Here is a 25,355-nt window from a genome sequence, read left to right on the forward strand (position 1 = left end):
GGCCCCCCTTAGAAGAAGCTCAACCCTACATGGAACAGCTTCTCGACGTCACGGATGTACTTTTTATCCACAACGAAGAGGATCACGTGGTCGCCGGCTTCAATCACCGTGTCGTCATGGGCGATCAGTACTTCTTCGTCGCGGATGATCGCGCCGATGGTGGTGCCCGGTGGCAGGGCGATGTCTTCGATGGCCTTGCCGATTACCTTGCTCGACTTCGAGTCACCGTGGGCAATGGCCTCGATGGCCTCGGCCGCACCCCGGCGCAGCGAGTGCACGCTGACGATATCGCCGCGGCGCACGTGGGCCAGCAGGGTGCCGATGGTGGCCAGCTGCGGGCTGATGGCGATGTCGATTTCGCCACCCTGGACCAGGTCGACATAGGCCGGGTTGTTGATGATGGTCATCACCTTGCGCGCGCCCAGGCGCTTGGCCAGCAGCGAGGACATGATGTTGGCTTCATCATCGTTGGTCAGGGCCAGGAAGATGTCGGCTTCGGCAATGTTCTCTTCCAGCATCAGGTCACGGTCCGAGGCGCTGCCCTGCAGTACCACGGTGCTTTCCAGGGTGTCGGACAGGTGCCGGCAACGGGCCGGGTTCATCTCGATGATTTTCACCTGGTAGCGGCTTTCGATGGCCTCGGCCAGGCGTTCGCCGATCTGCCCGCCGCCCGCGATGACTACGCGCTTGTTGGTCTCGTCGATGCGCCGCAGCTCGCCCATCACCGCACGGATGTGCGCCTTGGCGGCGATGAAGAACACTTCGTCGTCGGCTTCGATAACCGTGTCGCCCTGCGGCAGGATCGGCCGGTCACGGCGAAAGATCGCCGCCACGCGGGTGTCGACATTGGGCATGTGCGCGCGGATCTGGCGCAGTTGCTGGCCTACCAGCGGCCCGCCGTAGTAGGCCTTGACCGCTACCAGCTGGGCTTTGCCTTCGGCGAAGTCGATCACCTGCAGGGCGCCGGGGTGTTCGATCAGGCGCTTGATGTAGTGGGTGACCACCTGCTCGGGGCTGATCAGCACGTCGACCGGAATGGCGTCGTTGTCGAACAGGCCGGCGCGAGTCAGGTAGGCCGATTCGCGCACCCGGGCGATCTTGGTCGGGGTGTGGAACAGGGTATGGGCAACCTGACAGGCGACCATGTTGGTCTCGTCGCTGTTGGTCACCGCCACCAGCATGTCGGCGTCATCGGCACCGGCCTGGCGCAGCACGGTTGGAAAGGAGGCGCGGCCTTGCACGGTGCGGATGTCCAGGCGGTCGCCGAGGTCGCGCAGACGGTCGCCATCGGTGTCGACCACGGTGATGTCGTTGGCTTCGCTGGCCAGGTGTTCAGCCAGCGTACCGCCGACCTGCCCTGCGCCGAGGATGATGATCTTCATCCGCTGTTCCCTTCTCTTGTTATCCGCGCGCGGCGGCGATTTTGATCAGCTTGGCATAGTAGAAGCCGTCGTGCCCGCCTTCCTGGGCCAGCAGCTGGCGGCCATGGGGCTGGCGGATACCGGCCTGGGTCGCCAGGTCCAGCTCACGCGCACCGGGGGTGCGGGCGAGGAACGCCTCGATCACTTCGGTGTTTTCCGTCGGCAGGGTCGAGCAGGTGGCGTAGAGCAGGATGCCGCCGACCTCGAGGGTTGGCCACAGGGCGTCGAGCAGCTCGCCTTGCAGGCTGGCCAGGGCGGCGATGTCGTCGGCCTGGCGGGTCAGCTTGATGTCAGGATGGCGGCGGATCACCCCGGTGGCTGAGCACGGCGCGTCGAGCAGGATGCGCTGGAAGCCCTTGCCGTCCCACCAGCTGGCGGTGTCGCGGGCGTCGCAGGCGATCAACTGGGCGTCGAGGCCGAGGCGATCGAGGTTCTCGCGCACGCGGGTCAGGCGTTTGGCTTCCAGGTCAATGGCAACGACGGCATCGAGCCCGGCTTGGGCTTCCAGCAGGTGGCAGGTCTTGCCACCCGGGGCGCAGCAGGCGTCGAGCACGCGCTGGCCGGGGGCCAGGTCGAGCAGGTCGGCGGCCAGTTGTGCGGCTTCGTCCTGGACGCTGATCCAGCCCTGGTCGAAACCGGGCAGGCCGCGGACATCGCAGGCTTCGGCGAGCAGGATGCCGTCGCCGCTGAACTGGCAGGGCGCCGCTTCAAGGCCGGCTTCACGCAGCAGTTCGAGGTAGGCATCGCGGCTGTGATGGCGGCGGTTGACCCGCAGGATCATCGGCGGATGGGCGTTGTTGGCGGCGCAGATGGCTTCCCAATGCTCGGGCCAGAAGGCCTTGAGCGACTTTTGCAGCCAGCGCGGGTGCGCGGTGCGTACGACCGGGTCGCGTTCGAGTTCGGCGAAGATCTCGCTGCTTTCCCGTTGCGCACGGCGCAATACGGCGTTGAGCAAGCCCTTGGCCCAGGGCTTTTTCAGTTTCTCGGCACAGCCTACGGTTTCGCCGATGGCGGCGTGCGCGGGGACGCGCGTGTAGAGCAGTTGGTACAGACCGACCAGCAGCAGCGCCTCGACGTCGGCATCGGCGGCCTTGAACGGCTTCTGCAACAGGCGCTCGGCCAGGGCCGACAGGCGTGGTTGCCAGCGCGCGGTGCCGAAGGCCAGGTCCTGGGTCAGGCCGCGGTCACGTGCTTCGACCTTGTCCAGCTGGCTTGGCAGCGAGCTGTTCAGCGACGCCTTGCCACTGAGTACTGCCGCCAGGGCGCGGGCGGCTGCCAGACGTGGATTCATTGGCCAAGCACCGTGCCGGTGGCGAATTTTTCGCGGCGGCTGTTGAACAGGTCGCTGAAGTTCAGTGCCTTGCCGCCAGGCAACTGCAGACGGGTCAGGCACAGCGCCTGTTCACCGCAGGCGACGATCAGCCCGTCCTTGCTGGCAGAGAGAATTTCACCCGGGGCGCCCGAGCCTGTGGATAAGTTCGCAGCGAGGACCTTCACCGCTTCCCCGTTGAGGGTGCTGTGGCAGATCGGCCACGGGTTGAAGGCGCGAATCAGGCGCTCCAGCTCAACCGCCGGGCGGCTCCAGTCCAGGCGCGCTTCGTCCTTGTTCAGCTTGTGTGCATAAGTGGCCAGGCTGTCGTCCTGAACTTCACCCTGCAAGGTGCCAGCAGCAAGACCGGCAACGGCCTCGAGTACGGCTGGCGGGCCCATTTCGGCCAGGCGATCATGCAAGGTGCCGCCGGTGTCGCTGGCACTGATCGGGGTGCTGACCTTGAGCAGCATCGGCCCGGTGTCCAGGCCTGCTTCCATCCGCATTACGGTGACGCCGCTTTCGCTGTCGCCGGCTTCGACCGCACGTTGGATCGGCGCGGCGCCACGCCAGCGAGGCAGCAGCGAAGCGTGACTGTTGATGCAGCCCAGGCGCGGAATATCCAGCACCGCCTGCGGCAGGATCAGGCCGTAGGCGACCACCACCATCAGGTCCGGTTGCAGGGCTGCCAGTTCCGCTTGCGCCTCGGCGTTGCGCAGGGTCGGCGGTTGCAGGACCTGGATGCCGTTATCCACAGCCAGTTGCTTGACCGCGCTTGGCATCAGTTTTTGCCCACGACCGGCCGGGCGGTCCGGCTGGGTGTAGACCGCCACCACGTCATAGGGGCTGTCGATCAGGGCCTTGAGGTGTTCGGCGGCAAACTCTGGGGTGCCTGCGAAGACAATGCGCATGGAGTTCTCGCTTAAAAAGAAAAAGGCTTGCCGGAGCAAGCCTTTGGGAAGAGGAGATCAAGCTTGCTGGCGATGCTGTTTTTCCAGCTTCTTCTTGATTCGGTCGCGTTTGAGCGTCGACAGGTAGTCAACGAACAGCTTGCCGTTGAGGTGGTCGCACTCATGCTGGATGCACACTGCCAGCAGGCCTTCGGCGACTAGCTCGTACGGCTTGCCGTCGCGATCCAGCGCCTTGACCTTGACCCGTATCGGGCGATCGACGTTCTCGTAGAAGCCGGGCACCGACAGGCAGCCTTCCTGGTACTGATCCATTTCGTCGGTCAGCATCTCGAGCTCGGGGTTGATGAACACCCGTGGCTCGCTGCGATCCTCGCTCAGGTCCATGACCACGATGCGCTTGTGCACGTTGATCTGGGTGGCGGCGAGACCGATGCCAGGGGCTTCGTACATGGTTTCAAACATGTCATCGATCAACTGGCGAACGCCGTCGTCGACTTCGCTCACCGGTTTGGCGATGGTACGAAGGCGCGGGTCCGGGAATTCGAGGATGTTCAGAATGGCCATAAGCGTATGAGCTGCACTGTGCGATGAATTACAAACATGAGTACACATAATAAAGGGATTCGGCGCATTCGGCACCTGGCAAAGGTCAGCTAAGGTTTCAGGGGGCTTTCGCACCCGTGCCTGCAAGCCTGAAGGAATGCCCTTGAGGGAAATCCTTCAACCGGTTGTCAAAGTATTATCAACAGAGTTATCCACAGCTTCTTCACGGCAGACCCGGGCTGCCCGATCAAGGATGATCGTTATGTCGCAACCCTTATCGTCGGCGTGTTCACCCGCCGAACTCGAAGCGCGCTTGCGTCTTCATTTGCTGCCGTCCCTGGGGCCGCGGCGTTTTCACACCCTTATCCAGGCCTTCGGCAATGCCTCGGCGGCACTCAGCGCGCCGGCCTCGGCCTGGCGCGCGCTGCAGGTACCGGCAGAGAGCAGCGATGCCCGGCGCAGCCTTGGCGTGCGCGATGGCGCGGCGGCTGCAATGCGCTGGCTAGAGGCTTGTGACCAGCATTTGTTGATGTGGGACGAGCCCTGCTACCCTGGCTTGCTGGCCGAACTGGGGGACGCCCCGCCGCTGCTGTTCATTGCCGGCAACCCGGCCATCCTGGAAAAACCACAGCTGGCGATCGTCGGCAGTCGCCGGGCTTCCAGGCCGGCGCTGGATACCGCTGCGGCTTTCTCTCGCAGTCTTTCCCGGGGTGGTTTTGTCATTACCAGCGGCCTGGCCCTGGGGGTCGATGGCGCCGCGCATCAGGCTGCCCTGGATGCTGGCGGGCAGACCATCGGCGTGTTGGGTACCGGGCTGCAAAAACTTTATCCACAGCGTCACAGGGCGCTGGCGGCCGCAATGATCGCGCAAGGTAGCGCGGTGATTTCCGAGTTTCCGCTGGATGCCGGGCCGACAGCCAGCAACTTTCCCCGGCGTAACCGGATCATCAGCGGCCTGTCACTGGGCGTGCTGGTGGTCGAGGCGAGTCTTGCCAGTGGCTCGCTGATCACCGCACGCCTGGCCGCCGAGCAAGGCCGGGAGGTGTATGCGATTCCAGGCTCGATTCATCACCCAGGGTCCAAGGGTTGTCACCAGTTGATCCGCGATGGCGCCTTGCTGGTGGAAACCGTCGACCAGATCGTCGAGACCTTGCAGGGTTGGCAGCGCTTGCCGCCCTTGCAGGCGGCCGCCACCCCCCGCCATGAACTGGTCGATCTGTTGCTGGCTGCGCCGCAAACCACCGAGGGGCTGGCCAGCAGCAGTGGCTGGCCGTTGCCCAGGGTGTTGGCGGCGCTGACTGAGCTGGAGCTGGCGGGCAGCGTCTGCAATGAAGCTGGGCGTTGGTTTGCCCGGCCTGGCTAAGTACACTGCTATCTGCCTTTATGCGGAGTGAAAGCAATGGTGAGCAGTTGGCGTGTGCAACAAGCCGCGCGTGAAATTCGGGCCGGTGCGGTGATTGCCTACCCGACCGAGGCGGTCTGGGGCCTGGGCTGTGACCCGTGGAACGAAGAAGCCGTGGATCGCCTGCTGGCAATCAAGTCGCGCTCGGTCGACAAGGGATTAATCCTGATCGCCGATAATATCCGCCAGTTCGACTTCCTTTTCGAGGATTTCCCCGAAACCTGGCTGGACCGCATGTCTGCGACCTGGCCGGGACCGAACACCTGGCTGGTGCCGCATCAGAACCTGCTCCCAGAGTGGATTACCGGGGTGCATGACACAGTGGCCCTGCGCGTCAGCGATCATCCGGTGGTACGCGACTTGTGCGCGCTGGTCGGGCCGCTGATTTCCACGTCGGCCAACCCGCAAGGCCGCCCAGCCGCCAAGACCCGCTTGCGGGTCGAGCAGTACTTCCGTGGGCAGCTGGACATGGTGCTCGGTGGCGCCTTGGGTGGGCGGCGTAATCCGAGTGTGATTCGTGACCTGGTGACCGGCGAGGTTGTGCGGGCCGGTTGATGCTCTGATCGCTGGCCAGCCAGCTCCCACAAGGTTTACCGAGAGCCCTGTGGGAGCCGGCCTTGCCGGCGATGAATTCATCACCGATTCAAGGCAGCAACACCGTCGACCCCACCGTCCTGCGCGCCGACAGCTCGCTCTGCGCCTTGGCCGCCTCGCTCAGTGGATAGCGTTGCTGGATATCCACAGTCAACTTGCCGCTGGTGATCATCGCAAACAGGTCATCCGCCATCGCCTGGGTGTTTTGTGCATTGTTGGCGTAGCTGGCCAGGGTTGGCCGGGTGACATACAACGAGCCCTTCTGCGCCAGGATGCCAAGGTTGACGCCGCTCACCGCGCCAGAGGCATTGCCGAAGCTGACCATCAACCCGCGCGGCGCCAGGCAGTCCAGCGAGGTCAGCCAGGTGTCCTGGCCAACGCCGTCGTACACCACCGGGCATTTCTTTCCGTCGGTCAGTTCCAGTACCCGCTGGACCACGTCTTCGCGGCTGTAATCAATGGTTGCCCAGGCACCCAGGGCCTTGGCCCGTTCAGCCTTCTCGGCACTGCTGACCGTACCGATCAACCTGGCTCCCAATGCCTTGGCCCATTGGCAGGCCAGCGAGCCGACGCCCCCGGCGGCGGCATGGAACAAAATGGTATCGCCCGGCTGCACCGCGTAGGTCTGCTTGAGCAGGTACTGCACGGTCAGGCCCTTGAGCATCACTGCCGCCGCTTGCTCAAAGCTGATGCTGTCGGGGAGCTTGACCAGATTGGCTTCAGGCAGCACATGCACTTCGCTGTAGGCACCCAGCGGGCCGCCGGCATAGGCGACGCGGTCGCCGATTTTCAGCCCAGAGACCTGCTCACCCACTGCCTCGACCACCCCGGCGCCTTCAGTGCCCAGGCCCGAGGGCAGCGATGGCGGCGCATAGAGGCCGCTGCGAAAGTAGGTATCGATGAAGTTCAGGCCGATTGCCTGGTTACGCACGCGAACTTGCTGCGGGCCGGGCGCCGCCGGCTCGAAGTCGACCAGGGTGAGGACTTCGGGGCCGCCATGCTGGCTGAACTGAATACGCTTGGCCATCTGCACTCTCCTGAAGGTACCGGGAAAACCCCTATCGGACGCCTTTGCTTGATCGCCGTCAACTGCGGCCAGCCTGCCGCCGGTGGTATGCTACGCGCCGAATTTGCCTTAGCCCGCTTCCAGGTGACCTGATGACTAGCCGCACCGAGGCCGTGAAAGCCTACCTGCTCGACCTGCAAGACCGTATCTGCACCGCCCTCGAAAACGAAGACGGTGGTGCCCGCTTTGTCGAGGATGCCTGGACGCGCGAGGCCGGCGGCGGTGGGCGGACCCGGGTGATCGGTGATGGCAAGGTCATCGAGAAAGGTGGGGTGAACTTCTCTCACGTTTTCGGCAGCGGTCTGCCGCCATCGGCCAGTGCCCACCGGCCGGAGCTGGCCGGGCGTGGCTTCGAAGCGTTGGGCGTGTCGTTGGTGATCCACCCGCATAACCCGCATGTACCGACCTCACACGCCAACGTGCGTTTCTTCATTGCCGAGAAAGAAGGTGAAGAAGCCGTCTGGTGGTTCGGCGGTGGCTTTGACCTGACGCCTTACTACGGTAACGAAGAAGACTGCGTGCACTGGCACCGGGTTGCCGAGCGCGCCTGTGCGCCTTTCGGTGCCGACGTCTATCCGCGTTACAAGGCCTGGTGCGACCGCTACTTCCACCTCAAGCACCGCGGCGAACCACGGGGTATTGGCGGCCTGTTCTTCGATGACCTGAACGAGTGGGACTTCGATACCTGCTTTGCCTTCATCCGTGCCATTGGCGATGCCTATGTCGAGGCTTACCTGCCGATCGTCCAGCGCCGCAAGGATCAGCCCTACACCGCCGAGCAGCGTGAGTTCCAGGAATACCGTCGCGGCCGTTATGTCGAGTTCAACCTGGTCTACGACCGTGGCACCCTGTTCGGCCTGCAATCGGGCGGGCGCACCGAATCGATCCTGATGTCGCTGCCACCGCACGTGCGTTGGGGGTACGATTGGAAGGCCGCGCCAGGCAGCGAAGAAGCGCGCCTGACCGAGTATTTCCTGCAGGATCGTGACTGGCTTGGCGAGGCCAAGACCAGCCATTGAGCTGCTGTGGATAACTTTCCGGGCCTGCCCGGCCTTGACCCAGGAACCGCGTGAATGGACCAGTACGTTGTATTCGGCAACCCGATCGGCCACAGCAAGTCGCCGCTGATCCACCGTCTGTTCGCCGACCAGACCGGCCAGCAGTTGGAATACAGCACCTTGCTGGCGCCGCTGGATGATTTCAGCATGTGTGCCCAGGGCTTTTTCAAGCAGGGCCTGGGTGCCAACGTCACTGTGCCGTTCAAGGAAGAAGCCTATCGCCTGGTCGATAGCCTGACGCCGCGGGCCAAGCGCGCCGGGGCGGTGAACACCCTGAGCAAGCTGGTCGACGGCAGCCTGCAGGGCGATAACACCGATGGCGCCGGGTTGGTCCGCGATCTTACCGTCAATGCCGGTGTGCAACTGACCGGCAAACGCATCCTGCTGCTCGGCGCCGGCGGGGCCGTGCGCGGGGTGCTGGAGCCGTTGCTGGCACACAACCCGGCATCGCTGGTGATCGCCAACCGCACGGTGGAAAAAGCCGAACAACTGGCCCGTGAGTTCGCCGACCTGGGGCCGGTGGCTGCCAGCGGTTTCGACTGGCTTGAAGAGCCGGTCGACCTGATCATCAATGCGACTTCTGCCAGCCTTGCCGGTGAGCTGCCGCCCATCTCCGCCAGCCTGATCGAGCCGGGTAACACCGTGTGCTACGACATGATGTATGGCAAGGAGCCGACGCCTTTCTGCCGTTGGGCCAGCGAGCATAAGGCCGCCAAGGTCCTGGATGGCCTGGGCATGCTCGCCGAACAGGCCGCCGAGGCGTTCTTCATCTGGCGTGGCGTGCGTCCCGACACCGCCCCGGTGCTGGACGAATTGCGCCGCCAACTGGCGCGCGGCTAATCCTCGAAGCGGATCGGGCAGTTCGCTGCCCCTTCGAGTTTGTGCAATTCCTCGATCACTTGCGGGCGCGCCCGTTGCAGCGTCAGGCTGCCGCCTGCGCGACCTAGCCGTCGTGCCTCGCGGTGCAGCATGTCGACCCCGGAATAGTCGATGAAATTGATCTGCCGCGCATCGATCACCACCTGCGGGCCCTGGCAACGTTGCAGGCGTACCTGCAGGTAATGACTGGCGCCAAAGAAGATTGAACCGCCTACACGCAGTACATCGGCATCGCCCTCCCGGGACTGCTGTACCCGTGGTCGCGAGGTGCGCTTGAGGTAAAAGAACAGCGACGCCAGCACCCCGGCGTAGATGGCCGTTTGCAGTTCCAGCAACAAGGTGGCGGCGCCCGTCAGGGCCATGACCAGGAATTCCGAACGGCTGACCCGGAATAGCGCACGTATCGCCCGATGATCAACCAGGCCCCAGCAGATCAGCAGGATACTGCCAGCCATGGCCGGGATCGGGATATGCGCGATCAACCCCGCCCCGGTCACCGCAAACAAGGTTACCCACAGGGCGGCAAACACCCCCGCCAGGGGCGAGCGGGCGCCAGCGTCATAGCTGAGCCCGGAGCGGGTGAAGGAACCGGACGACAGATAGCCGGAGAAGAATCCGCCGACCATGTTCGACAGGCCCTGAGCGCGAATCTCCTGATTGGCGTCGATGAGCTGTTCAGAGTGCGATGACAGCGAGCGGGCAATCGACAGGCTGGTGACCAGGCCGAGCATGCCGACCGCCACGGCGCTGGGCAGCAGACGCAGGATCAATTCCAGGTCCAGCAGTGGCAACGGACTCAACGGTGGCAACTGGCCGATGAAGCCGGGTACCAACTGCACATGGCCAAATAGCCCTGGTAGCGACCAGGCCAGCAAGCTGGCGAGCGTCAACGTTATCAACAGGCCGGGCCAGCGCGGGCGCAGCATCTTTACCGCAGCACCCAGCAGCACAGTGCCCAGGCCGAGCAATAACGAAGGCCAATCCACCTCCCCGGCGTGCTCCAGCAGGTGTTGCAGGGTCTTCAAGGCCGTGGCCTGGCTGGGCAGGTTCATCCCCAGCAAGTTGGGCAGTTGTCCAAGCGCGATCACCACCGCAGCACCCAGGGTGAAGCCCAGCACCACCGATTGCGAGACAAAATTGACCAGCGCGCCAAAGCGCAGCAGCCCCAGCAACCATTGAAACACCCCAGCGAGGAAGGTCAGCAGCAGGATCAGGGTGATGTAGTCGCTGCTGCCAGCGACCGCCAGCGGGCTGACGCTGGCGTAGAGAACGATGGAGATCGCCGCCGTTGGCCCGCAGATCAGGTGCCAGGACGAACCCCACAAACAGGCGACCATCACCGGCACAATCGCCGCGTACAGCCCGTACTCGGCGGGCAGCCCGGCGATCAGGGCGTAGGCGATCGATTGTGGCAGTGCCAGGATCGCCCCGCTCAGACCCACCAACAGATCACGGCGCGCGCTGGCTCGGGTCTGGCGCGGCAGCCAGGTGAGAAACGGCAGCAGTCGGTGGCGATCAGGCCAGGCCATGAAGACTCTCTATCGCAGGCAGAAGCTGTTCAGGGTGCGATGTCCGACGCTCGGGTGCAAGCCGTGTCAGAAGACAAAGTTCACGTGCTCACCGTGGTGCAGTTTCAGCTCCAGGGCATCGACCATGGCGGCTGCCACCCGTGCCAGGCGCTGCAGTGGTTCGGCCAGACCGGGTTCGAGGGTGCCATGCGTCTGGTGGAAGTGCTCGATGCCCAGGCCGGCGACTTGCTGCGGACTGTTGATCAGGGTCCAGTGCAGCGGGCTGCGTTGCAACAGGTCGACGATCTGGTCGGCACAGGCCCGTTGCTGCTCGCTGTGCCCTTCGCCCTGATCGAGCACGCTGAAATCGCCCACCAGCAACAGCCGGCGTATAGTGGTGCGGGTCATGCCTGCGATCAGCGCCTGGCTCATGCGCAGTTGTGCGGCAAAGTCGTCGGGCGCCAGTGCAGGCAGCAGGCAGACCACTGCCGAGCCACCGGCCACGCTTTGCTCGGCCTGATCGGGGTTGTCCAGGCCGCCAGTCTTGAAGTGCAAGCCGGGGCGTGGCGCCAGGCTGTTGAGGTTATCGACCACGGCGATCACCTCATGCTGGCGCTTGAGCAATTCGGCCATCAGGGCGCTGCCCAGGCTGCTCAAACCTCCCAGCAGGACCAGTTTGAACGCTGGGGTTTCGGCATTTTTCACCAGATCACTCCATTGGCAGCGGGTGATCATTTGACCCGTGTAGACCCTGCGGGTTCGTTGTAATTCAGGAGTTTTCGTGCAAAGGATCAAAGGCTATCACGCCCATATCTACTATGACGCCAGCACCATGGAGCAGGCCCGGCAACTGTGTGAAGAAGCCGCGCGGCTGTTTCCGGTGACCATGGGGCGCATGCATCAGAAGCCGGTCGGGCCGCATCCGGACTGGAGCTGCCAACTGGCGTTCGGGCCTGAGGTGGTGGGGGTGGTGTTGCCCTGGCTGGCGTTGTATCGCCGAGGGTTGGTGGTGTTTCTGCATCCGCTGACCGGCGATGAATTGGCCGATCATCGTGATCATGCGATCTGGATGGGGGCGGTGCGGCCTTTGGATCTTTCGATCTTCAAGTAGTTTACGGCTCCGGGGTAGGAGCGGGCTTGCCCCGCGATTGCGATCTGTCTGATGGACCGCAATCGCGGGGCAAGCCCGCTCCCACAGGTATCAAGCCTTGCGCGCACCTCGCACACCCTGGGCCAGTGCCGAGCACAGCTCAAGCACATCACCCACGGCCTGCTCGGCAGTCTTGGCAGTGGCAATCTTGTCGACCAGCGCCGAACCGACCACGACACCATCCGACAGTTTGGCAATTGCCGCGGCTTGCTCCGGGGTGCGGATACCGAAGCCGACGCTGATCGGCAGGTCGGTGTGGCGACGCAGGCGCTCGATGGCACTGCTGACGTGTTCGGTCGTCGCGGAGCCGGCACCGGTCACACCGGCAACCGACACGTAGTAGACAAAGCCCGAGCTGCGCTCCAGCACGCGTGGCAGGCGCACGTCATCGGTGGTCGGGGTGGTCAGGCGGATGAAGTCGATACCCGCGGCCTGGGCCGGGGTGGCCAGCTCGGCGTCATGCTCCGGTGGCAGGTCGACGATGATCAGGCCATCCACGCCCACTGCCTTGGCCTGGGCAACGAAGGCCTCGACGCCAAAGCGGTGGATCGGGTTGTAGTAACCCATCAGCACGATCGGCGTGGTCTGGTTGTCGACGCGGAACTCGCCCACCATCTGCAAGGTCTTTGCCAGGGTCTGGCCGGCCTCCAGGGCGCGCAGGGTGGCGAGCTGAATCGCCACGCCGTCGGCCATCGGGTCGGTGAACGGCATGCCCAGCTCGATCACGTCGGCGCCAGCGGCGGGCAGGCCTTTGAGAATTTGCAGCGAGGCGTCGTAGCCTGGGTCGCCAGCAGTGATGAAGGTGACCAGTGCCGAGCGGCCTTCGGCCTTCAGCTCGGCGAAGCGTTGTTCAAGACGGCTCATGCCTGTTTCTCCTGGGCAGCCATATGGCTCATCACGGTTTGCATGTCTTTGTCGCCGCGCCCGGACAGGCACACCACCATCAGGTGATCCTTGGGCAAGGTCGGCGCGCGTTTGATCGCTTCGGCCAGGGCATGGGAGGTTTCCAGGGCCGGAATGATGCCTTCCAGGCGGCAGGTGGTGTGGAACGCGGCCAGGGCTTCGTCGTCGGTGATACTGACGTATTCGACCCGCTTCACTTCGTGCAACCAGGCGTGTTCAGGGCCGATGCCGGGGTAGTCGAGGCCGGCGGAAATCGAGTGGGCGTCGGTGATCTGGCCGTCGGCATCCTGCAGCAGGTAGGTGCGGTTGCCGTGCAGTACGCCCGGTACGCCACCGTTGAGGCTGGCGGCATGCTTGTCGGTGTCGACGCCATGGCCCCCGGCTTCAACGCCGATGATTTGCACGCTGGCGTCATCGAGGAAGTCGTGGAACAGGCCCATGGCGTTGGAGCCGCCGCCGACGCAGGCGATCAGGCTGTCGGGCAGGCGCCCTTCCTTGGCCTGCAGCTGTTCGCGGGTCTCTTTGCCGATGATCGATTGGAAGTCGCGGACCATTGCCGGGTACGGGTGCGGGCCGGCTACAGTGCCAATCAGGTAGAAGGTGTCGTCGACGTTGGTGACCCAGTCGCGCAGGGCCTCGTTCATCGCGTCCTTGAGGGTGCCGGTGCCGGCGGTTACCGGGACGATTTCGGCGCCCAGCAACTTCATGCGGAACACGTTGGCCTGCTGGCGCTCGATGTCGGTGGCGCCCATGTAGATCACGCAAGGCAGGCCGAAACGCGCGGCGACGGTGGCAGTGGCCACGCCGTGCATGCCGGCGCCGGTTTCGGCGATCAGGCGTTTCTTGCCCATGCGCTTGGCCAGCAGCACCTGGCCGATGCAGTTGTTCACCTTGTGCGCGCCGGTGTGGTTGAGCTCTTCACGCTTGAAGAAGATCTTCGCGCCACCGCAGTGTTCGGTCAGGCGTTCGGCGAAGTACAGCGGGTTGGGCCTGCCGATGTAGTCGCGCTGAAAGTACGCCAGTTGCTCGAGGAACTGCGGGTCGGCCTTGGCCGCTTCGTACTCGCGGGCAAGGTCCAGCACCAGCGGCATCAGGGTTTCTGCCACGTAGCGGCCGCCGAATGCGCCAAACAGGCCATTGGCATCAGGGCCGGCGCGGAAGTTGGTCTGGGTCATGGGTCGCTCCAGGGCGGTAGTTAAGTCGTCAATGGCTTTACTCTAACCACGACACGCGCAGCTGAAAACCGATAAGATTGCGACAACATGTCAGGAAAACTCACACGTTATGCGCCAGGACCTGCCTCCCCTCAATGCCCTTCGGGCCTTTGAAGCCACCGCCCGGCTCAACAGTGTCAGCCAGGCAGCCGAGCAGCTGCATGTTACTCATGGCGCAGTGAGCCGCCAGTTGAAGGTGCTTGAAGAGCATCTTGGCGTGGCGCTGTTCGTCAAAGAAGGACGCGGCCTTAAACTCACAGATGCCGGCGTGCGCCTGCGCGATGCCAGCAGCGATGCTTTTGAGCGCTTGCGCGGGGTTTGTGCAGAAATCAGCCAGAGCAGCGCCGATGCGCCGTTTGTCCTCGGTTGCTCCGGCAGCCTGCTGGCGCGCTGGTTTATCCCGCGACTGGGCCGGCTCAAGGCGGACTTGCCAGAACTGCGCCTGCACCTGTCCGCCGGTGAAGGTGATCTCGACCCGCGCCGCCCCGGGCTGGATGCGCTACTGGTGTTTGCCGAGCCGCCGTGGCCTGCGGATATGCAGGTGCACGTGCTGGCCCAAGAGCGCATCGGCCCGGTGCTCAGCCCGCACTTTCCCGGGTTCAACCGCTTGCAGCGGGCGCCTGCGCAGGCGCTACTGGCGGAAACGCTGCTGCAGACCACCTCGCGCCCACAAGCCTGGCCAAACTGGGCCGTGCAGCAGGGTATCGACCCCCAGGCGCTGCGCTATGGGCAGGATTTCGAGCATCTGTATTACTTGTTGGAGGCGGCAGTGGCGGGGCTGGGGGTGGCGATAGCGCCGCAGCCGCTGGTCGCTGATGACTTGCGTGGCGGGCGCCTGGCTGCGCCCTGGGGGTTTTGTGAAACCCAGGCGGCGCTGGCCCTGTGGGTGCCGCGACGCGCCGCAGATGGGCGCGCCGAGCAATTGGCTGGCTGGTTGCGCGCGGAACTTGCGCGCCAGGCCGCTTAGTTACCGCGTCTGCACAGCAGGTACGCCGCCAGCAAGCCGAGGGCACCGACAGCGACACCGGCGGTGGTCCACGGGTGTTCCTGGGCATAGTCGCGGGTCGCCAGGCTGGTCTCGCGGGTTTTGGTTTTGACTTCTTCGTAGGCATCGCTGAGCAGGTGGCGTGAATGGCGCAGGGCATTCTCGGCATTGCTCTTGAGCGCCTTCAGGGTTTTGCGCGACTCATCCGAGGCATCGTCCTTGAGGCTTTCCAGTGACTTGAGCAGGCTTTCGATTTCCGCTTCCATGCTTTGCAGTGAAGCTTTACGCAGCGAGGTGTTGGCCATGGTGACTCTCCTTCAAGGTTGAGTTGAGCTGTGTAGATTCCGACTACAGGGTGTTGAGAAAGTGCAGTCGAACTTTTAGTGGCATTTACCCTTCGCAGGTAAAACAGCCCAGCGCTGCTAGGCTCTATCTGACATTCAAAAAGGAGATTGCCCATGTCTGATCACCACACCTACAAGAAAATCGAACTCGTCGGCTCCTCGCCTACCTCCATTGAAGAGGCGATCAACAACGCCCTGGCCGAGGCAGGCAAGAGCATCAAGCATCTTGAGTGGTTCGAGGTGGTCGATACCCGTGGCCATATCAAGGACAACAAGGCCGCGCATTTTCAGGTCACGCTCAAGGTGGGTTTTCGCATCGTCAACAGCTGAAGCGGTGATACTGGCTTGTGCGGGTCAATTGCGTTACACAGTCCTGAGGCGCCCGGCCTGCCTGGCGCCCTTCTCTATTTTGATCTGAACAAGGAAAGCGATCGATGAAGAAGTTGGTAGTAGCGATTGGTTTGATGACGTTGGCGGGTACTGCGCTGGCTGCTGGCAAGCCGTGTGAAGAACTCAAGGCTGAAATAGCCGCCAAGCTCGATGCCAAGGGTGTCAGCGGCTATTCCCTGGAAATCGTCGATAAGGGCGCAGCCGCGGATGGCAAGGTCGTGGGTAGCTGCGAAGGCGGCACCAAGGAAATCGTCTACAAGCGCGGGTGACTGTGTTGAAGCCATCGCGGGGCAAGCCCGCTCCAACGTAGGAGCGGGCTTGCCCCGCGATAGGGCTTTCAGCTGCCCAAAACCGTTTGGGCAAGCAGCTCATACGACCGAATCCGGTCCGCATGCTCATACAGGTCGCAGGTAAAGATCAGCTCATCCGCCTCGGTCTGCTCCAGCAACACCTCAAGCTTGGCGCGGATCTTCTGCGGGCTCCCGACCATCGCCAGGCCAAGGAAACTGCCCACCGCTTCACGCTCATGGGGCAGCCACAGGCCGTCCATGGTCGCTACCGGCGGACGCTGCACCAGGCTTTGCCCGCGCATCAGGGCGAGGATGCGCTGATACACCGAGGTGGCCAGGTAATCAGCCTGTTCATCCGTCTCGGCAGCCACCAGCGGCACGCCGAGCATAACGTAGGGCTTGTCGAGCACGGCCGAAGGCTGGAAGTGGTTGCGGTACACGCGAATCGCTTCGTGCAGGTAACGCGGAGCGAAATGCGAGGCGAAGGCGTAGGGCAAACCGCGCATGCCGGCCAGTTGCGCGCTGAACAAGCTCGAACCCAGCAACCAGATGGGCACCTCGGTACCGTACCCGGGTACGGCGATGACCTTCTGATCGGGCGTGCGCGGCCCCAGGTAGCGCACCAGTTCTTCGACATCATCGGGGAAATCGTCGGCACTGCCAGAGCGTTCGCGGCGTAGCGCGCGGGCCGTCATCTGGTCGGAGCCCGGCGCGCGGCCCAGGCCCAGGTCGATACGCCCGGGATACAGGCTGGCCAGGGTGCCGAACTGTTCGGCGATCACCAGCGGTGCATGGTTGGGCAGCATCACCCCGCCGGCGCCCACACGAATGGTTGACGTACCACCGGCCAGGTAGCTGAGCAGCACTGAAGTTGCGGAACTGGCGATGCCGTCCATGTTGTGGTGCTCGGCCACCCAGAAGCGGTTGTAGCCGAATTTTTCGACGTGTTGCGCCAGGTCCAGGGAGTTGCGTAGAGACTGCGCTGGGCCGCTGTCGGCACGTACCGGCACCAGGTCAAGGGTAGAGATCTTGATATCCGCAAGTTGCTTCATGGGCGTTTGAGCCTCCAGGGCAGTCGATTGGCCGAAATAATCCAACGGCCTTTCTAGCTCTGTATGGGCACATCTGCAGGAATCAATGCCAGGCGTTGTAATCCGTCCCGCGTCGAGGGTCAGCCTGGACGCGATGCTGCTGAGCTAAGGCAGAACCGTAGTGCGCTTGTTGTGGTCAAATGAGGGTCGCTAAAACGTCTGCTGTCACAAGGAGCTGTTCCATGATCCGTGTTGCAATCGCTGTGCTGGCTTCGCTGCTGGCAACGTCCGCGCTGGCCGCGACGAAAGACTGTGAAGAGCTCAAGGCTGAGATCGAAGCCAAGATCCAGGCTAACAACGTGAGTTCCTACACCCTGGAAATCGTCAGCAATGATGAAGTCAAAGACCAGAACATGGTGGTCGGCAGCTGCGAAAACGGCACCAAGAAGATCATCTACCAGAACAATGATCGCTAGGCGTCAGGGTGTGCAGAACACGTCGTTCGACTCTTCGGCCACGACGTTGCGCTGGGCGTCATAGAGGTAGGCGCTGGGCTGCATGGCTGGGGCGCGGGCTTCCAGACGGTAGCGCTGCCCTGCCTTGAAGTGAGCGAACTTGATCGTCAGGTAGCAGGTGCGCTCGGTCGGGTCGGTACTGAACCCACCGGAATAGATTTCATAATCGAACCTCACCACCAGCTCGTGGGCACCGGGCGTAACCTGAAAGAACCGACCATCAGTCAGGCGCTTTCCGTCAAGCCGCTCGGCCATCACCACTTTGCCCGGTGTGATGGTGTAAAGGTCGACCCAGGCCTGCTTGTTGTCCACAGGGGGCAGGGGGCTGGCGCAAGCTCCCAGGGTACTGATTGCGAGCAGCATCATAGGCTGGCGCATGGCGAACTCCGGCGTGCGGGCTACAAAGCACAAGCATAGCGCCATTCACGCCTTCAGGTACGCTGGCAGCCCGCCGGTAGGCCTTTGCCGACCACATTGCGCTGTTCGTCATAGAGCTTGGCCCAAGGGCGGAAACCGATGCTGCCGGCCTCAAGCTGATAGCGCTGGCCGGCGTTGAAATGCTTGAACTTCACATGCAGCTGGCAATCACGCCACAGCGGCTCGTCGACCGGGCCGATATTGCTTGGATTGACCGGGAACAGGTAGCGCACGGTCAGCTCATGACTGCCTGGCGGTACTTCGAAATAGCGTTTGTCGGCCCAGGCGCGCTCGTCCACTTCCACGGCATGCAGGGTGTCGTCCTGGCCTGATGCGAGGTCGATCCAGGCCTGGTTGGGGTCGGGGGCAGGCAGGCCGGCGCAGCCGGACAGAAGCACAATACCGCTGATGACAAGCAGTGTACGCATGGTAAAACTCCAGCCGGGCAGGATAGTCTTGAAGCTGATGGGTACTTGAGCGAATGACGGGACGCGAATGCTTCGACTATTTCTTTTGTTGCGCTCAAGTCATGGGGCACTCGACCACATTTTGCGCTTCTTGGTTCCCTTGCTGGCCTTCGGGCTGCTGAACGGTTGTGCCAGTGTCAGTTACTACGGGCAACTGGCCAGCGGTCAGTGGCAGCTGTTGCAGGCGCGCCAGCCGGTTGCCGACCTGGTTGCCAATCCGGCCACCGACAGCAAACTGCGTCAGCACCTGCTCAAGGCCGAGCAGGCCCGGGCCTTCGCCAGCGCCCAGCTGAAGCTGCCGGACAACCGCAGTTACCGGGTGTATGCCGACATTGGCAGGCCCTTCGTGGTTTGGAACGTATTTGCCACGCCGGAGTTTTCACTGGAGGCGCAAACCCATTGCTTCCCGATCGCCGGTTGCGTCGCCTATCGCGGTTATTACAAGCAGGGCGCGGCGCGCGGGGCAGCGGCATTACAGAAGCAGCAAGGGCTGGATGTCTATGTCGGCGGTGTTGAGGCCTACTCCACCCTGGGTTGGTTCGACGATCCGATCCTCAGCTCCATGCTCGGCTGGGGCGATGAACGCCTGGCCACGGTGATCTTCCATGAGTTGGCCCACCAACGGCTCTATGTGCGGGACGACACCGCGTTCAATGAGTCTTTCGCCACCTTCGTCGAACAGGAAGGCACCCGCCAGTGGCGCGCGGCGCGGGGGCTGCCGGTGCTGGCCGAGGATGGCAGCCGGCAGCGCGACCAGTTCATCGGGCTGGTACTGGCCAGCCGCGAGCGGCTCAAGGCCTTGTATGCGGCGCCGCTGACCGAAGCCGCCAAGCGCGCAGGCAAGCAGGCTGAGTTCGAACGCCTGCGCGGTGAGTATCGAACCTTGCGCGATAGCCAATGGGGCGGGCGCGGGCGTTATGACGCCTGGATCAATGCCCCGATGAACAATGCCAAATTGCTGCCCTTTGGCCTGTATGACCAGTGGGTACCGGCGTTTGCACAGCTGTTTGTCGAGGTGGGTGGCGATTGGCAGGTGTTCTACCAACGGGTAGAAGCCTTGGGGCGGCTGCCAATCGAACAACGCCAGCAGGCGCTGAAAAGCATCGCGGGTCAAGCCCGCACCTACAGGAGCGGCGGCGCGGCGACTCGACTTGACCCGCGATCGGTTTCTCAGCTGCGCTGAAACGCCTGGTGCAACTGGTTCACGGTCGTAAAGTGATAAGCCGGCTGTTGCGCCGTCAGCTCTTCATGGCTGCCAAAGCCATAGCCGACCGCTACCGCTTCCAGGCCGTTGCTGTGCGCCCCGATCAGGTCGTGCTTGCGATCGCCGATCATCAGGGTTTGCGCCGGGTCCAGGGCTTCCTCGGCCAGCAGGTGGCGGATCAGTTCGACCTTGTTGGTGCGGGTGCCGTCCAGCTCGCTGCCGTAGATCACCTTGAAGTGCTTGGCGAAATCGAAATGGTGGGCGATCTCGCGGGCAAACTCCCAGGGTTTGGAGGTGGCAATGTACAAGGTGCGCCCCTGCCCTTGCAGGGATTCGAGCAGTTCGCTGACGCCGTCGAACACCTGGTTTTCGTACAGGCCGGTGACCTTGAAGCGCTCCCGGTAGAAATTCACCGCGTCCCAGGCCTTGGCTTCATCGAAAGCATAGAACTGCATGAATGCCTGCAGCAGCGGCGGGCCGATGAAGTGTTCCAGGCGCGTCAGGTCCGGCTCGTCGATGCCGAGCTTGGCCAGTGCGTACTGGATCGAGCGGGTGATGCCCAATCGCGGATCGGTCAGAGTACCGTCGAGGTCGAAGAGGATGTTTTGCTGGTGCATGGCAGTCTCGAATAGGGCTGTGGGCAGGTTCACTCGGGCAGGTGGTAGCCTTCGGCCAGGTGCTGATCCTTGAGTTTGACGTAGTTGCCGGCGCTGTAGGGGAAGAACGCGCGCTCCTTCTCGGTCAGGGCGCGGGCCTGCTTGACCGGGCTGCCGACATAGAGAAAACCGCCTTCCAGGCGCTTGCCCGGAGGCACCAGGCTGCCGGCGCCGATGATCACTTCGTCTTCGACGATTGCACCATCCATGATGGTGCTGCCCATGCCGACCAGGATGCGGTTGCCCAGGGTGCAGCCATGGAGCATGACTTTGTGACCAATGGTTACTTCATCGCCGATCAGCAGCGGGAAACCATCCGGGTTGAACGGCCCGGCATGGGTGATGTGTAGCACGCTGCCGTCCTGGACACTGGTGCGCGCGCCGATGCGGATGCGCTGCATATCGCCGCGGATCACCGTCAATGGCCACACCGAGCTGTCGGCGCCGATCTCGACATCGCCCAGCACCACGGCACTGCGGTCGACAAAGGCACGCTCGCCAAGCCTGGGAGTGTGATGCTGGAAGCTACGGATGGCCATGATAGGAATTCTCTTTGGTATGGATAGGGCTGCGGTCGGCGTCGATTGTAATTAAGATGGGGAAGTGTTTCTTCTGCCAAGGTGTTTAACCGTGAGTGCGAACAACCCGCTTCTGCAGTCTTATGACTTGCCGCCCTTCTCGGCGATCCGTGCCGAGCATGTGCAGCCGGCGATTGAACAGATCCTGGCCGACAACCGTAATGCCATTGCCGACATCCTCCAGGCCCAGGGCAAGCACCCAAGCTGGGCCGGCCTGATCCTGGCCATGGACGAACTCAACGACCGCCTGGGCGCCGCCTGGAGTCCGGTCAGCCACCTCAATGCCGTGTGCAACAGCGCCGAACTGCGTGAAGCCTACGAGGCCTGCCTGCCGGCGTTGAGCGCCTACGCCACCGAAATGGGCCAGAACCGCGAGCTGTTCCAGGCCTATGAAGCGTTGATCGCCAGCCCCGAAGCCGCCGGCTTCGATGTGGCGCAAAAGACAATTCTCGAACACGCCCTGCGTGACTTCCGCCTGTCGGGTATCGACCTGCCGGCCGATAAGCAACAACGTTATGCCGAAGTTCAGAGCAAGCTCAGCGAACTGGGCAGCCGCTTCTCCAACCAGCTGCTGGACGCCACCCAGGCCTGGACCAAGCACGTCACCGACGAAGCGGCACTGGCCGGCCTGACGGACTCGGCCAAGGCACAGATGGCTGCCGCCGCCCAGGCCAAGGGCCTCGATGGCTGGCTGATCAGCCTGGAATTCCCCAGCTACTACGCGGTGATGACCTACGCTGAAGACCGCGCCTTGCGCGAAGAAATCTACGCCGCCTACTGCACCCGCGCCTCTGATCAGGGCCCTAACGCCGGCCAGTTCGACAACGGTCCGGTGATGGGCGAGATCCTCGACCTGCGTCAGGAACTGGCTCAGCTATTGGGCTACCAGAACTTCGCCGAGCTGAGCCTGGCGACCAAGATGGCCGAGTCCAGCGATCAGGTGCTGAGCTTCCTGCGTGACCTGGCCAAGCGCAGCAAGCCGTTTGCCACACAGGACCTGGCCCAGCTCAAGGCCTATGCCGCCGAGCAGGGGTGCCCGGACTTGCAAAGCTGGGACAGCGGTTTCTACGGGGAAAAACTCCGTGAACAGCGCTACAGCGTTTCCCAGGAAACCCTGCGCGCCTACTTCCCGATCGACAAGGTGCTGACCGGCCTGTTCACCATCGTCCAGCGCCTGTACGGCATCGAGATTGCCGAGCTCAAGGGCTTCGATAGCTGGCATCCGGACGTACGCCTGTTCGAAATCAAGGAGCACGGCCAGCACGTCGGGCGCTTCTTCTTCGACCTCTATGCCCGTGCCAACAAGCGCGGCGGTGCCTGGATGGACGGCGCCCGCGACCGTCGCCTGACTGCTGACGGCCAATTGCAGAGCCCGGTGGCCAACCTTGTGTGCAACTTCACCCCGGCCGCCCCTGGCAAGCCGGCGTTGCTGACCCATGACGAAGTCACCACCCTGTTCCACGAGTTCGGCCATGGCCTGCATCACCTGCTGACCCGTATCGAGCATGCCGGTGTTTCCGGTATCAACGGTGTGGCCTGGGATGCGGTCGAGCTGCCGAGCCAGTTCATGGAAAACTGGTGCTGGGAGCCTGAAGGCCTGGCGCTGATTTCCGCTCACTACGAAACTGGCGCAGCCCTGCCCCAGGATTTGCTCGAGAAGATGCTGGCGGCGAAGAACTTCCAGTCCGGGCTGATGATGGTCCGCCAGCTGGAATTCTCGCTGTTCGACTTCGAACTGCACGCCAGCCACGGCGACGGCCGCGGTGTACTGCAAGTGCTCGAAGGCATCCGCGACGAGGTCTCGGTCATGCGCCCACCGGCGTACAACCGCTTCCCCAACAGCTTTGCGCATATCTTCGCCGGTGGTTATGCAGCCGGTTACTACAGCTACAAGTGGGCTGAAGTACTGTCGGCCGACGCCTTCTCGCGCTTTGAAGAAGAAGGCGTGCTCAATGCCGACACCGGTCGCGCGTTCCGCGAAGCGATCCTGGCCCGTGGTGGTTCCCAGGAGCCGATGCTGCTGTTCGTCGACTTCCGTGGCCGCGAGCCATCAATCGATGCACTCTTGCGCCATAGCGGCTTGAGTGAGGAAGTGGCGGCATGAGTGATGGGCCTGTGATAACGAAAAAACGCTTTATCGCCGGGGCGGTCTGCCCGGCGTGCAGCGAGCCGGACAAACTGATGATGTGGAGCGAAGACAGCGTTCCGCACCGTGAGTGCGTGGCCTGCGGGTTTTCCGACACCCTTAACGAACAGGGGCTGTCGGTGCCCAAGGAGTTGGGTACCCGGGTCAACAGGGTCGAGGTGAAACCTGCCGCGACCACGGTGCAGACGGTGCAGTTCTTCCCTAATCCGAAGCTGAAGAAACCGGCTGAGTAAGGGCGTGTGGTGCCTTGGGTGCTATTTAGTTGGCACCAGCGAGCGTTAGCTGCAATCCAGAGTAGCGGGCCCAACCCCGCTCTCTGGAATTTGTTATGAGTACCGTTAACCCCTTACTGCGTCATGACGAACCGATCGATTACGCTGCAGTGCGTATCGAACATCTGCAACCTGCAATCGAGCAGGTGATCGCCGATAACCGTGCTGCGCTGAGTATCATCATTGCGCACCAACGTGCACTTCCCACCTGGGATGATCTGGTGCTGGCGGTTGATGCACTGGACGCCCGCCTGAACAACACCTTGTACAACATCGCGCCCCTGATCAATCGCCCAGGTGAGTGGCAGAAAGTTGCCTATCAATGCTGGGATCTGGCACAAGCCTACTTCGTGGAAAAGCTGCAAAACGTAGAACTGCTGAGTTTGTACGAGCGTCTCGCCGGCAGCCCTTATGGTCTGAACCTTGATTGGCAAAGCAAAGCGGCGTTGCAACGAACGATCACATCGTTTCGCCTATCAGGGGTACACTTGAACCTTGAGGGCCGTGAAATCTTGCAGATGCTCGAACGGCAGATCAGCGCGTTGCAGAAGACGTTTTCCGAAAACATTTCCCGCTCCAGCAATGACTGGAGCTTGCACCTCATGGATGAGCAGCGACTGCAGGGAGTTTCCGAACTGGACAAGGCCGCAATGGCGGCGTCGGCAAAAAGCAGGAAGCTGAACGGGTGGCTAGTTACCCTCGAAGAGCCACTCTACCTGGCAATTATCGAACATGCGCAGGACCGGGATCTGCGTGAGAAAGTCTATCGGGCATATCTGACCCGTGGCGCCAATCCTGACCCTGCCCTCGATAATGCCGGTGTGTTTCAGGCGTTGGCGCAAGCCAAGCAGAAAAAGGCACGTTTACTCGGCTTTGACACCTTTCCCCAGTACAACCTGCAGCTCAAAGGGGGCGCATCTGCGGAACAGGTTTTGGCTTTCCTTAAAGACCTGGTCCGCCAGGCTCGACCGGGGCTGGAGCGGGAAAGGCAGCGTCTGCAAAGTGCGGCGCAGCAACAAGGGCTGGCTCCCATTCAGCCTTGGGATGTTGCCTTCATGCGCAAGCAGAAAGACCACACACCGTTGCGATTGTCAGAGGACGATGTGCGGGCCTGCTTCTCTCTGGATACGGTTTTAAAGGCATTGGTAGACCTGGCCCACAAGCTCTTTGGTTTGGTGCTGACTGAGGCACAGGCAGTTTCTACCTGGGATCCCGATGTTCGTGTGTTTGAAGTAGTGCAAGATCACGCTTTACTGGGATATCTGTACATCGACGCAATCGGCAGGGACGGCAAGTCGCCTGAAGGGGCCTGGACTTATTACGTCTGGAATCGGCACATCGACGCCGAAGGCAAGTATCACAAGAGTGCCGCAGCATTGTTTACCAATGTTGCCGCCGGCCAGGGTGATGTGCCGCCGCTGCTGACTCATCTGGACCTGCGCAAGCTGTTTCACGAGTTCGGTCATTGCCTACACCACCTCATGGTCCGCACTTCGAACTATCACCTGGGTAATATACTGAATCTGGGCCCTGGTGGTGTCGAGATTGCCAGCCAATTGCTGGAGCGCTGGTGCTGGTCGGCGCAGTATCTGGCGGGTATATCCGCTCACTACCAGACTGGCGAACCGCTGACGGTCCAAGCGATGCAGACTTTCCTGGATCAACTGCAGGCGCAGGAGCGTCCGAAGCTGGCGGTCGAACTGGCCAAGTCATTGTTCGATCTAGATTTGCATGGCAATCCGGAAGATGGTCGTAGTGTCCAGAAAAAGGTTGAAGACAGCTTCATTGAGGCGGGGGCCTGGCCGCTGGCTGACTTTGAGCGCCCATTGCATGCCTTCGATTACCTGGTTGACGGCTATGACGCGGGCTACTTCGGCTATCTCTGGGCGAACGTCTATGCCTTCGATCTGTTCAGTCGATTTGAACAGGAAGGTCTGCTCAATCGGCAAACCGGTCGCGAGCTGCAGGATGAGGTGTTTGCGCCTGGCGTTGCGCGTCCCATTCAGACCGGCGTCGAGGCCTTCCTCAAGCGCCCTTCCAGCGCGCTGCCATTCTTGCGCTGGTACGGCCTGATCGCCGGCTGAGCCTGCCCAACGGTGCTG

The 25,355-nt window shown here is 62.6% G+C and carries 28 protein-coding genes; 13 read left to right on the plus strand and 15 right to left on the minus strand.

Features of this window, described 5'->3' with window-relative positions; genetic code table 11:
• Window positions 1-8 precede the first annotated feature (8 nt).
• The 4 genes from trkA to def are packed head-to-tail and all read right to left on the minus strand — an operon-like array spanning window position 9 to window position 4,205.
• Window positions 9-1,382, minus strand: coding sequence for a Trk system potassium transporter TrkA (gene trkA, locus KHO53_RS10695; RefSeq protein WP_010222685.1), 1,374 nt, complete (start codon window positions 1,380-1,382; stop codon window positions 9-11).
• A 19-nt stretch (window positions 1,383-1,401) separates the two neighbouring features.
• Entirely contained in the window at window positions 1,402-2,712 is a 1,311-nt protein-coding gene (gene rsmB / locus KHO53_RS10700; RefSeq protein ID WP_010222684.1) for a 16S rRNA (cytosine(967)-C(5))-methyltransferase RsmB, read from the minus strand.
• Window positions 2,709-3,641: a methionyl-tRNA formyltransferase gene (gene fmt / locus KHO53_RS10705; protein ID WP_036995294.1), complete on the minus strand. Its 933-nt coding sequence runs from the start codon at window positions 3,639-3,641 to the stop codon at window positions 2,709-2,711. Before fmt ends, rsmB begins: the two co-directional genes overlap by 4 nt.
• Before the next feature lie 57 nt (window positions 3,642-3,698).
• Window positions 3,699-4,205, minus strand: a complete 507-nt coding sequence (gene def / locus KHO53_RS10710; protein WP_010222682.1) for a peptide deformylase — start codon at window positions 4,203-4,205, stop codon at window positions 3,699-3,701.
• Window positions 4,206-4,446: 241 nt separating this feature from the next.
• Here def and dprA point away from each other — a divergent pair, with 241 nt between their 5' ends.
• Window positions 4,447-5,547 carry a DNA-processing protein DprA gene (gene dprA / locus KHO53_RS10715; protein ID WP_036995295.1) on the plus strand — a complete coding sequence of 367 codons (1,101 nt, stop codon included), beginning with the start codon at window positions 4,447-4,449 and terminating at the stop codon, window positions 5,545-5,547.
• 36 nt (window positions 5,548-5,583) lie between these two features.
• Complete coding sequence (gene tsaC / locus KHO53_RS10720; protein ID WP_010222680.1) at window positions 5,584-6,141, plus strand: L-threonylcarbamoyladenylate synthase type 1 TsaC; 558 nt, start codon at window positions 5,584-5,586, stop codon at window positions 6,139-6,141.
• Window positions 6,142-6,229: 88 nt separating this feature from the next.
• Here tsaC and KHO53_RS10725 read toward each other — a convergent pair whose 3' ends face one another.
• Window positions 6,230-7,207, minus strand: a complete 978-nt coding sequence (locus KHO53_RS10725; RefSeq protein ID WP_036995296.1) for an NADPH:quinone reductase — start codon at window positions 7,205-7,207, stop codon at window positions 6,230-6,232.
• Window positions 7,208-7,338: 131 nt separating this feature from the next.
• Between KHO53_RS10725 and hemF the strand changes: the two genes are divergently transcribed.
• Both hemF and aroE read left to right on the plus strand, forming a co-directional pair.
• Complete coding sequence (hemF, locus tag KHO53_RS10730; protein ID WP_036995297.1) at window positions 7,339-8,265, plus strand: oxygen-dependent coproporphyrinogen oxidase; 927 nt, start codon at window positions 7,339-7,341, stop codon at window positions 8,263-8,265.
• A 54-nt stretch (window positions 8,266-8,319) separates the two neighbouring features.
• The gene (gene aroE / locus KHO53_RS10735; protein WP_100781893.1) at window positions 8,320-9,144 is read left to right on the plus strand and encodes a shikimate dehydrogenase; all 825 of its coding nucleotides are present in this window, start codon (window positions 8,320-8,322) and stop codon (window positions 9,142-9,144) included.
• On the opposite strand, the gene KHO53_RS10740 is transcribed toward aroE, so the two are convergent.
• The gene (locus KHO53_RS10740) at window positions 9,141-10,712 is read right to left on the minus strand and encodes a SulP family inorganic anion transporter (protein WP_010222674.1); all 1,572 of its coding nucleotides are present in this window, start codon (window positions 10,710-10,712) and stop codon (window positions 9,141-9,143) included. The genes aroE and KHO53_RS10740 overlap by 4 nt on opposite strands.
• 66 nt (window positions 10,713-10,778) lie before the next feature.
• Window positions 10,779-11,396, minus strand: coding sequence for an NAD(P)-dependent oxidoreductase (locus KHO53_RS10745; protein WP_010222673.1), 618 nt, complete (start codon window positions 11,394-11,396; stop codon window positions 10,779-10,781).
• Window positions 11,397-11,472: 76 nt separating this feature from the next.
• Here KHO53_RS10745 and KHO53_RS10750 point away from each other — a divergent pair, with 76 nt between their 5' ends.
• A complete protein-coding gene (locus KHO53_RS10750; protein WP_036995298.1) occupies window positions 11,473-11,802 on the plus strand; it encodes a DOPA 4,5-dioxygenase family protein in 330 nt (109 codons plus the stop codon).
• A gap of 90 nt (window positions 11,803-11,892) precedes the next feature.
• Here the strand turns inward: KHO53_RS10750 and trpA are convergent, their stop codons facing one another.
• Both trpA and trpB read right to left on the minus strand, forming a co-directional pair.
• The gene (gene trpA, locus KHO53_RS10755) at window positions 11,893-12,705 is read right to left on the minus strand and encodes a tryptophan synthase subunit alpha (RefSeq protein ID WP_036995299.1); all 813 of its coding nucleotides are present in this window, start codon (window positions 12,703-12,705) and stop codon (window positions 11,893-11,895) included.
• Complete coding sequence (gene trpB / locus KHO53_RS10760) at window positions 12,702-13,919, minus strand: tryptophan synthase subunit beta (RefSeq protein ID WP_010222670.1); 1,218 nt, start codon at window positions 13,917-13,919, stop codon at window positions 12,702-12,704. Before trpB ends, trpA begins: the two co-directional genes overlap by 4 nt.
• 109 nt (window positions 13,920-14,028) lie before the next feature.
• Here trpB and KHO53_RS10765 point away from each other — a divergent pair, with 109 nt between their 5' ends.
• Window positions 14,029-14,925: a LysR family transcriptional regulator gene (locus KHO53_RS10765; protein WP_036995300.1), complete on the plus strand. Its 897-nt coding sequence runs from the start codon at window positions 14,029-14,031 to the stop codon at window positions 14,923-14,925.
• Here KHO53_RS10765 and KHO53_RS10770 read toward each other — a convergent pair.
• Window positions 14,922-15,248 (minus strand): ElaB/YgaM/YqjD family protein, encoded by a 327-nt coding sequence (locus KHO53_RS10770; protein WP_010222668.1) that lies wholly within the window; start codon window positions 15,246-15,248, stop codon window positions 14,922-14,924. The genes KHO53_RS10765 and KHO53_RS10770 overlap by 4 nt on opposite strands.
• A 153-nt stretch (window positions 15,249-15,401) precedes the next feature.
• Between KHO53_RS10770 and KHO53_RS10775 the strand changes: the two genes are divergently transcribed.
• The gene (locus tag KHO53_RS10775) at window positions 15,402-15,617 is read left to right on the plus strand and encodes a dodecin (protein ID WP_010222667.1); all 216 of its coding nucleotides are present in this window, start codon (window positions 15,402-15,404) and stop codon (window positions 15,615-15,617) included.
• A 104-nt stretch (window positions 15,618-15,721) separates the two neighbouring features.
• On the plus strand, window positions 15,722-15,946 hold the full coding sequence (locus tag KHO53_RS10780) for a DUF1161 domain-containing protein (RefSeq protein WP_010222666.1): 225 nt from the start codon (window positions 15,722-15,724) through the stop codon (window positions 15,944-15,946).
• A 68-nt stretch (window positions 15,947-16,014) separates the two neighbouring features.
• Here KHO53_RS10780 and KHO53_RS10785 read toward each other — a convergent pair whose 3' ends face one another.
• Window positions 16,015-17,019, minus strand: a complete 1,005-nt coding sequence (locus KHO53_RS10785; RefSeq protein ID WP_010222665.1) for an LLM class flavin-dependent oxidoreductase — start codon at window positions 17,017-17,019, stop codon at window positions 16,015-16,017.
• Window positions 17,020-17,240: 221 nt separating this feature from the next.
• Here KHO53_RS10785 and KHO53_RS10790 point away from each other — a divergent pair, with 221 nt between their 5' ends.
• The gene (locus tag KHO53_RS10790; RefSeq protein ID WP_010222664.1) at window positions 17,241-17,474 is read left to right on the plus strand and encodes a DUF1161 domain-containing protein; all 234 of its coding nucleotides are present in this window, start codon (window positions 17,241-17,243) and stop codon (window positions 17,472-17,474) included.
• A gap of 3 nt (window positions 17,475-17,477) precedes the next feature.
• Here the strand turns inward: KHO53_RS10790 and KHO53_RS10795 are convergent, their stop codons facing one another.
• Both KHO53_RS10795 and KHO53_RS10800 read right to left on the minus strand, forming a co-directional pair.
• Entirely contained in the window at window positions 17,478-17,891 is a 414-nt protein-coding gene (locus KHO53_RS10795; protein ID WP_010222663.1) for a PA0061/PA0062 family lipoprotein, read from the minus strand.
• Window positions 17,892-17,944: 53 nt separating this feature from the next.
• On the minus strand, window positions 17,945-18,358 hold the full coding sequence (locus tag KHO53_RS10800) for a PA0061/PA0062 family lipoprotein (protein ID WP_010222662.1): 414 nt from the start codon (window positions 18,356-18,358) through the stop codon (window positions 17,945-17,947).
• An 85-nt stretch (window positions 18,359-18,443) separates the two neighbouring features.
• Here KHO53_RS10800 and KHO53_RS10805 point away from each other — a divergent pair, with 85 nt between their 5' ends.
• Complete coding sequence (locus tag KHO53_RS10805; RefSeq protein WP_232531905.1) at window positions 18,444-19,580, plus strand: aminopeptidase; 1,137 nt, start codon at window positions 18,444-18,446, stop codon at window positions 19,578-19,580.
• Here the strand turns inward: KHO53_RS10805 and KHO53_RS10810 are convergent.
• Window positions 19,568-20,218, minus strand: coding sequence for an HAD family hydrolase (locus tag KHO53_RS10810; protein WP_213570280.1), 651 nt, complete (start codon window positions 20,216-20,218; stop codon window positions 19,568-19,570). The genes KHO53_RS10805 and KHO53_RS10810 overlap by 13 nt on opposite strands.
• A gap of 29 nt (window positions 20,219-20,247) precedes the next feature.
• Window positions 20,248-20,796, minus strand: coding sequence for a gamma carbonic anhydrase family protein (locus KHO53_RS10815; RefSeq protein WP_010222659.1), 549 nt, complete (start codon window positions 20,794-20,796; stop codon window positions 20,248-20,250).
• Between the two features lie 91 nt (window positions 20,797-20,887).
• On the opposite strand from KHO53_RS10815, the gene prlC reads away from it, so the two are divergent.
• The 3 genes from prlC to KHO53_RS10830 all read left to right on the plus strand — a co-directional run bounded on the left by prlC (window position 20,888) and on the right by KHO53_RS10830 (window position 25,337).
• Window positions 20,888-22,939 (plus strand): oligopeptidase A, encoded by a 2,052-nt coding sequence (gene prlC / locus KHO53_RS10820; RefSeq protein ID WP_213570281.1) that lies wholly within the window; start codon window positions 20,888-20,890, stop codon window positions 22,937-22,939.
• Window positions 22,936-23,214, plus strand: coding sequence for a YheV family putative zinc ribbon protein (locus KHO53_RS10825; protein WP_010222656.1), 279 nt, complete (start codon window positions 22,936-22,938; stop codon window positions 23,212-23,214). The genes prlC and KHO53_RS10825 overlap by 4 nt, the downstream gene beginning before the upstream one ends.
• A 95-nt stretch (window positions 23,215-23,309) precedes the next feature.
• The gene (locus KHO53_RS10830; RefSeq protein ID WP_010222655.1) at window positions 23,310-25,337 is read left to right on the plus strand and encodes a M3 family metallopeptidase; all 2,028 of its coding nucleotides are present in this window, start codon (window positions 23,310-23,312) and stop codon (window positions 25,335-25,337) included.
• Window positions 25,338-25,355 lie beyond the last annotated feature (18 nt).

It is taken from the genome of Pseudomonas sp. RC2C2, assembly GCF_018390435.1.
GTDB lineage: Bacteria > Pseudomonadota > Gammaproteobacteria > Pseudomonadales > Pseudomonadaceae > Aquipseudomonas > Aquipseudomonas donghuensis.

Excerpts from the sequence above, each read along its gene's own strand:
- trkA (WP_010222685.1), bottom strand. The coding sequence starts at position 1,382 with ATGAAGATCATCATCCTCGGCGCAGGGCAGGTCGGCGGTACGCTGGCT.
- KHO53_RS10795 (WP_010222663.1), bottom strand. The coding sequence starts at position 17,891 with ATGCGCCAGCCTATGATGCTGCTCGCAATCAGTACCCTGGGAGCTTGC.
- aroE (WP_100781893.1), top strand. The coding sequence starts at position 8,320 with ATGGACCAGTACGTTGTATTCGGCAACCCGATCGGCCACAGCAAGTCG.
- KHO53_RS10815 (WP_010222659.1), bottom strand. The coding sequence starts at position 20,796 with ATGGCCATCCGTAGCTTCCAGCATCACACTCCCAGGCTTGGCGAGCGT.
- hemF (WP_036995297.1), top strand. The coding sequence starts at position 7,339 with ATGACTAGCCGCACCGAGGCCGTGAAAGCCTACCTGCTCGACCTGCAA.
- KHO53_RS10830 (WP_010222655.1), top strand. The coding sequence starts at position 23,310 with ATGAGTACCGTTAACCCCTTACTGCGTCATGACGAACCGATCGATTAC.
- KHO53_RS10725 (WP_036995296.1), bottom strand. The coding sequence starts at position 7,207 with ATGGCCAAGCGTATTCAGTTCAGCCAGCATGGCGGCCCCGAAGTCCTC.
- KHO53_RS10800 (WP_010222662.1), bottom strand. The coding sequence starts at position 18,358 with ATGCGTACACTGCTTGTCATCAGCGGTATTGTGCTTCTGTCCGGCTGC.
- KHO53_RS10765 (WP_036995300.1), top strand. The coding sequence starts at position 14,029 with ATGCGCCAGGACCTGCCTCCCCTCAATGCCCTTCGGGCCTTTGAAGCC.
- trpB (WP_010222670.1), bottom strand. The coding sequence starts at position 13,919 with ATGACCCAGACCAACTTCCGCGCCGGCCCTGATGCCAATGGCCTGTTT.
- tsaC (WP_010222680.1), top strand. The coding sequence starts at position 5,584 with ATGGTGAGCAGTTGGCGTGTGCAACAAGCCGCGCGTGAAATTCGGGCC.
- trpA (WP_036995299.1), bottom strand. The coding sequence starts at position 12,705 with ATGAGCCGTCTTGAACAACGCTTCGCCGAGCTGAAGGCCGAAGGCCGC.
- fmt (WP_036995294.1), bottom strand. The coding sequence starts at position 3,641 with ATGCGCATTGTCTTCGCAGGCACCCCAGAGTTTGCCGCCGAACACCTC.
- KHO53_RS10810 (WP_213570280.1), bottom strand. The coding sequence starts at position 20,218 with ATGCACCAGCAAAACATCCTCTTCGACCTCGACGGTACTCTGACCGAT.
- KHO53_RS10775 (WP_010222667.1), top strand. The coding sequence starts at position 15,402 with ATGTCTGATCACCACACCTACAAGAAAATCGAACTCGTCGGCTCCTCG.
- dprA (WP_036995295.1), top strand. The coding sequence starts at position 4,447 with ATGTCGCAACCCTTATCGTCGGCGTGTTCACCCGCCGAACTCGAAGCG.
- KHO53_RS10785 (WP_010222665.1), bottom strand. The coding sequence starts at position 17,019 with ATGAAGCAACTTGCGGATATCAAGATCTCTACCCTTGACCTGGTGCCG.
- KHO53_RS10790 (WP_010222664.1), top strand. The coding sequence starts at position 17,241 with ATGATCCGTGTTGCAATCGCTGTGCTGGCTTCGCTGCTGGCAACGTCC.
- rsmB (WP_010222684.1), bottom strand. The coding sequence starts at position 2,712 with ATGAATCCACGTCTGGCAGCCGCCCGCGCCCTGGCGGCAGTACTCAGT.
- KHO53_RS10740 (WP_010222674.1), bottom strand. The coding sequence starts at position 10,712 with ATGGCCTGGCCTGATCGCCACCGACTGCTGCCGTTTCTCACCTGGCTG.
- def (WP_010222682.1), bottom strand. The coding sequence starts at position 4,205 with ATGGCCATTCTGAACATCCTCGAATTCCCGGACCCGCGCCTTCGTACC.
- KHO53_RS10770 (WP_010222668.1), bottom strand. The coding sequence starts at position 15,248 with ATGGCCAACACCTCGCTGCGTAAAGCTTCACTGCAAAGCATGGAAGCG.
- KHO53_RS10780 (WP_010222666.1), top strand. The coding sequence starts at position 15,722 with ATGAAGAAGTTGGTAGTAGCGATTGGTTTGATGACGTTGGCGGGTACT.
- KHO53_RS10825 (WP_010222656.1), top strand. The coding sequence starts at position 22,936 with ATGAGTGATGGGCCTGTGATAACGAAAAAACGCTTTATCGCCGGGGCG.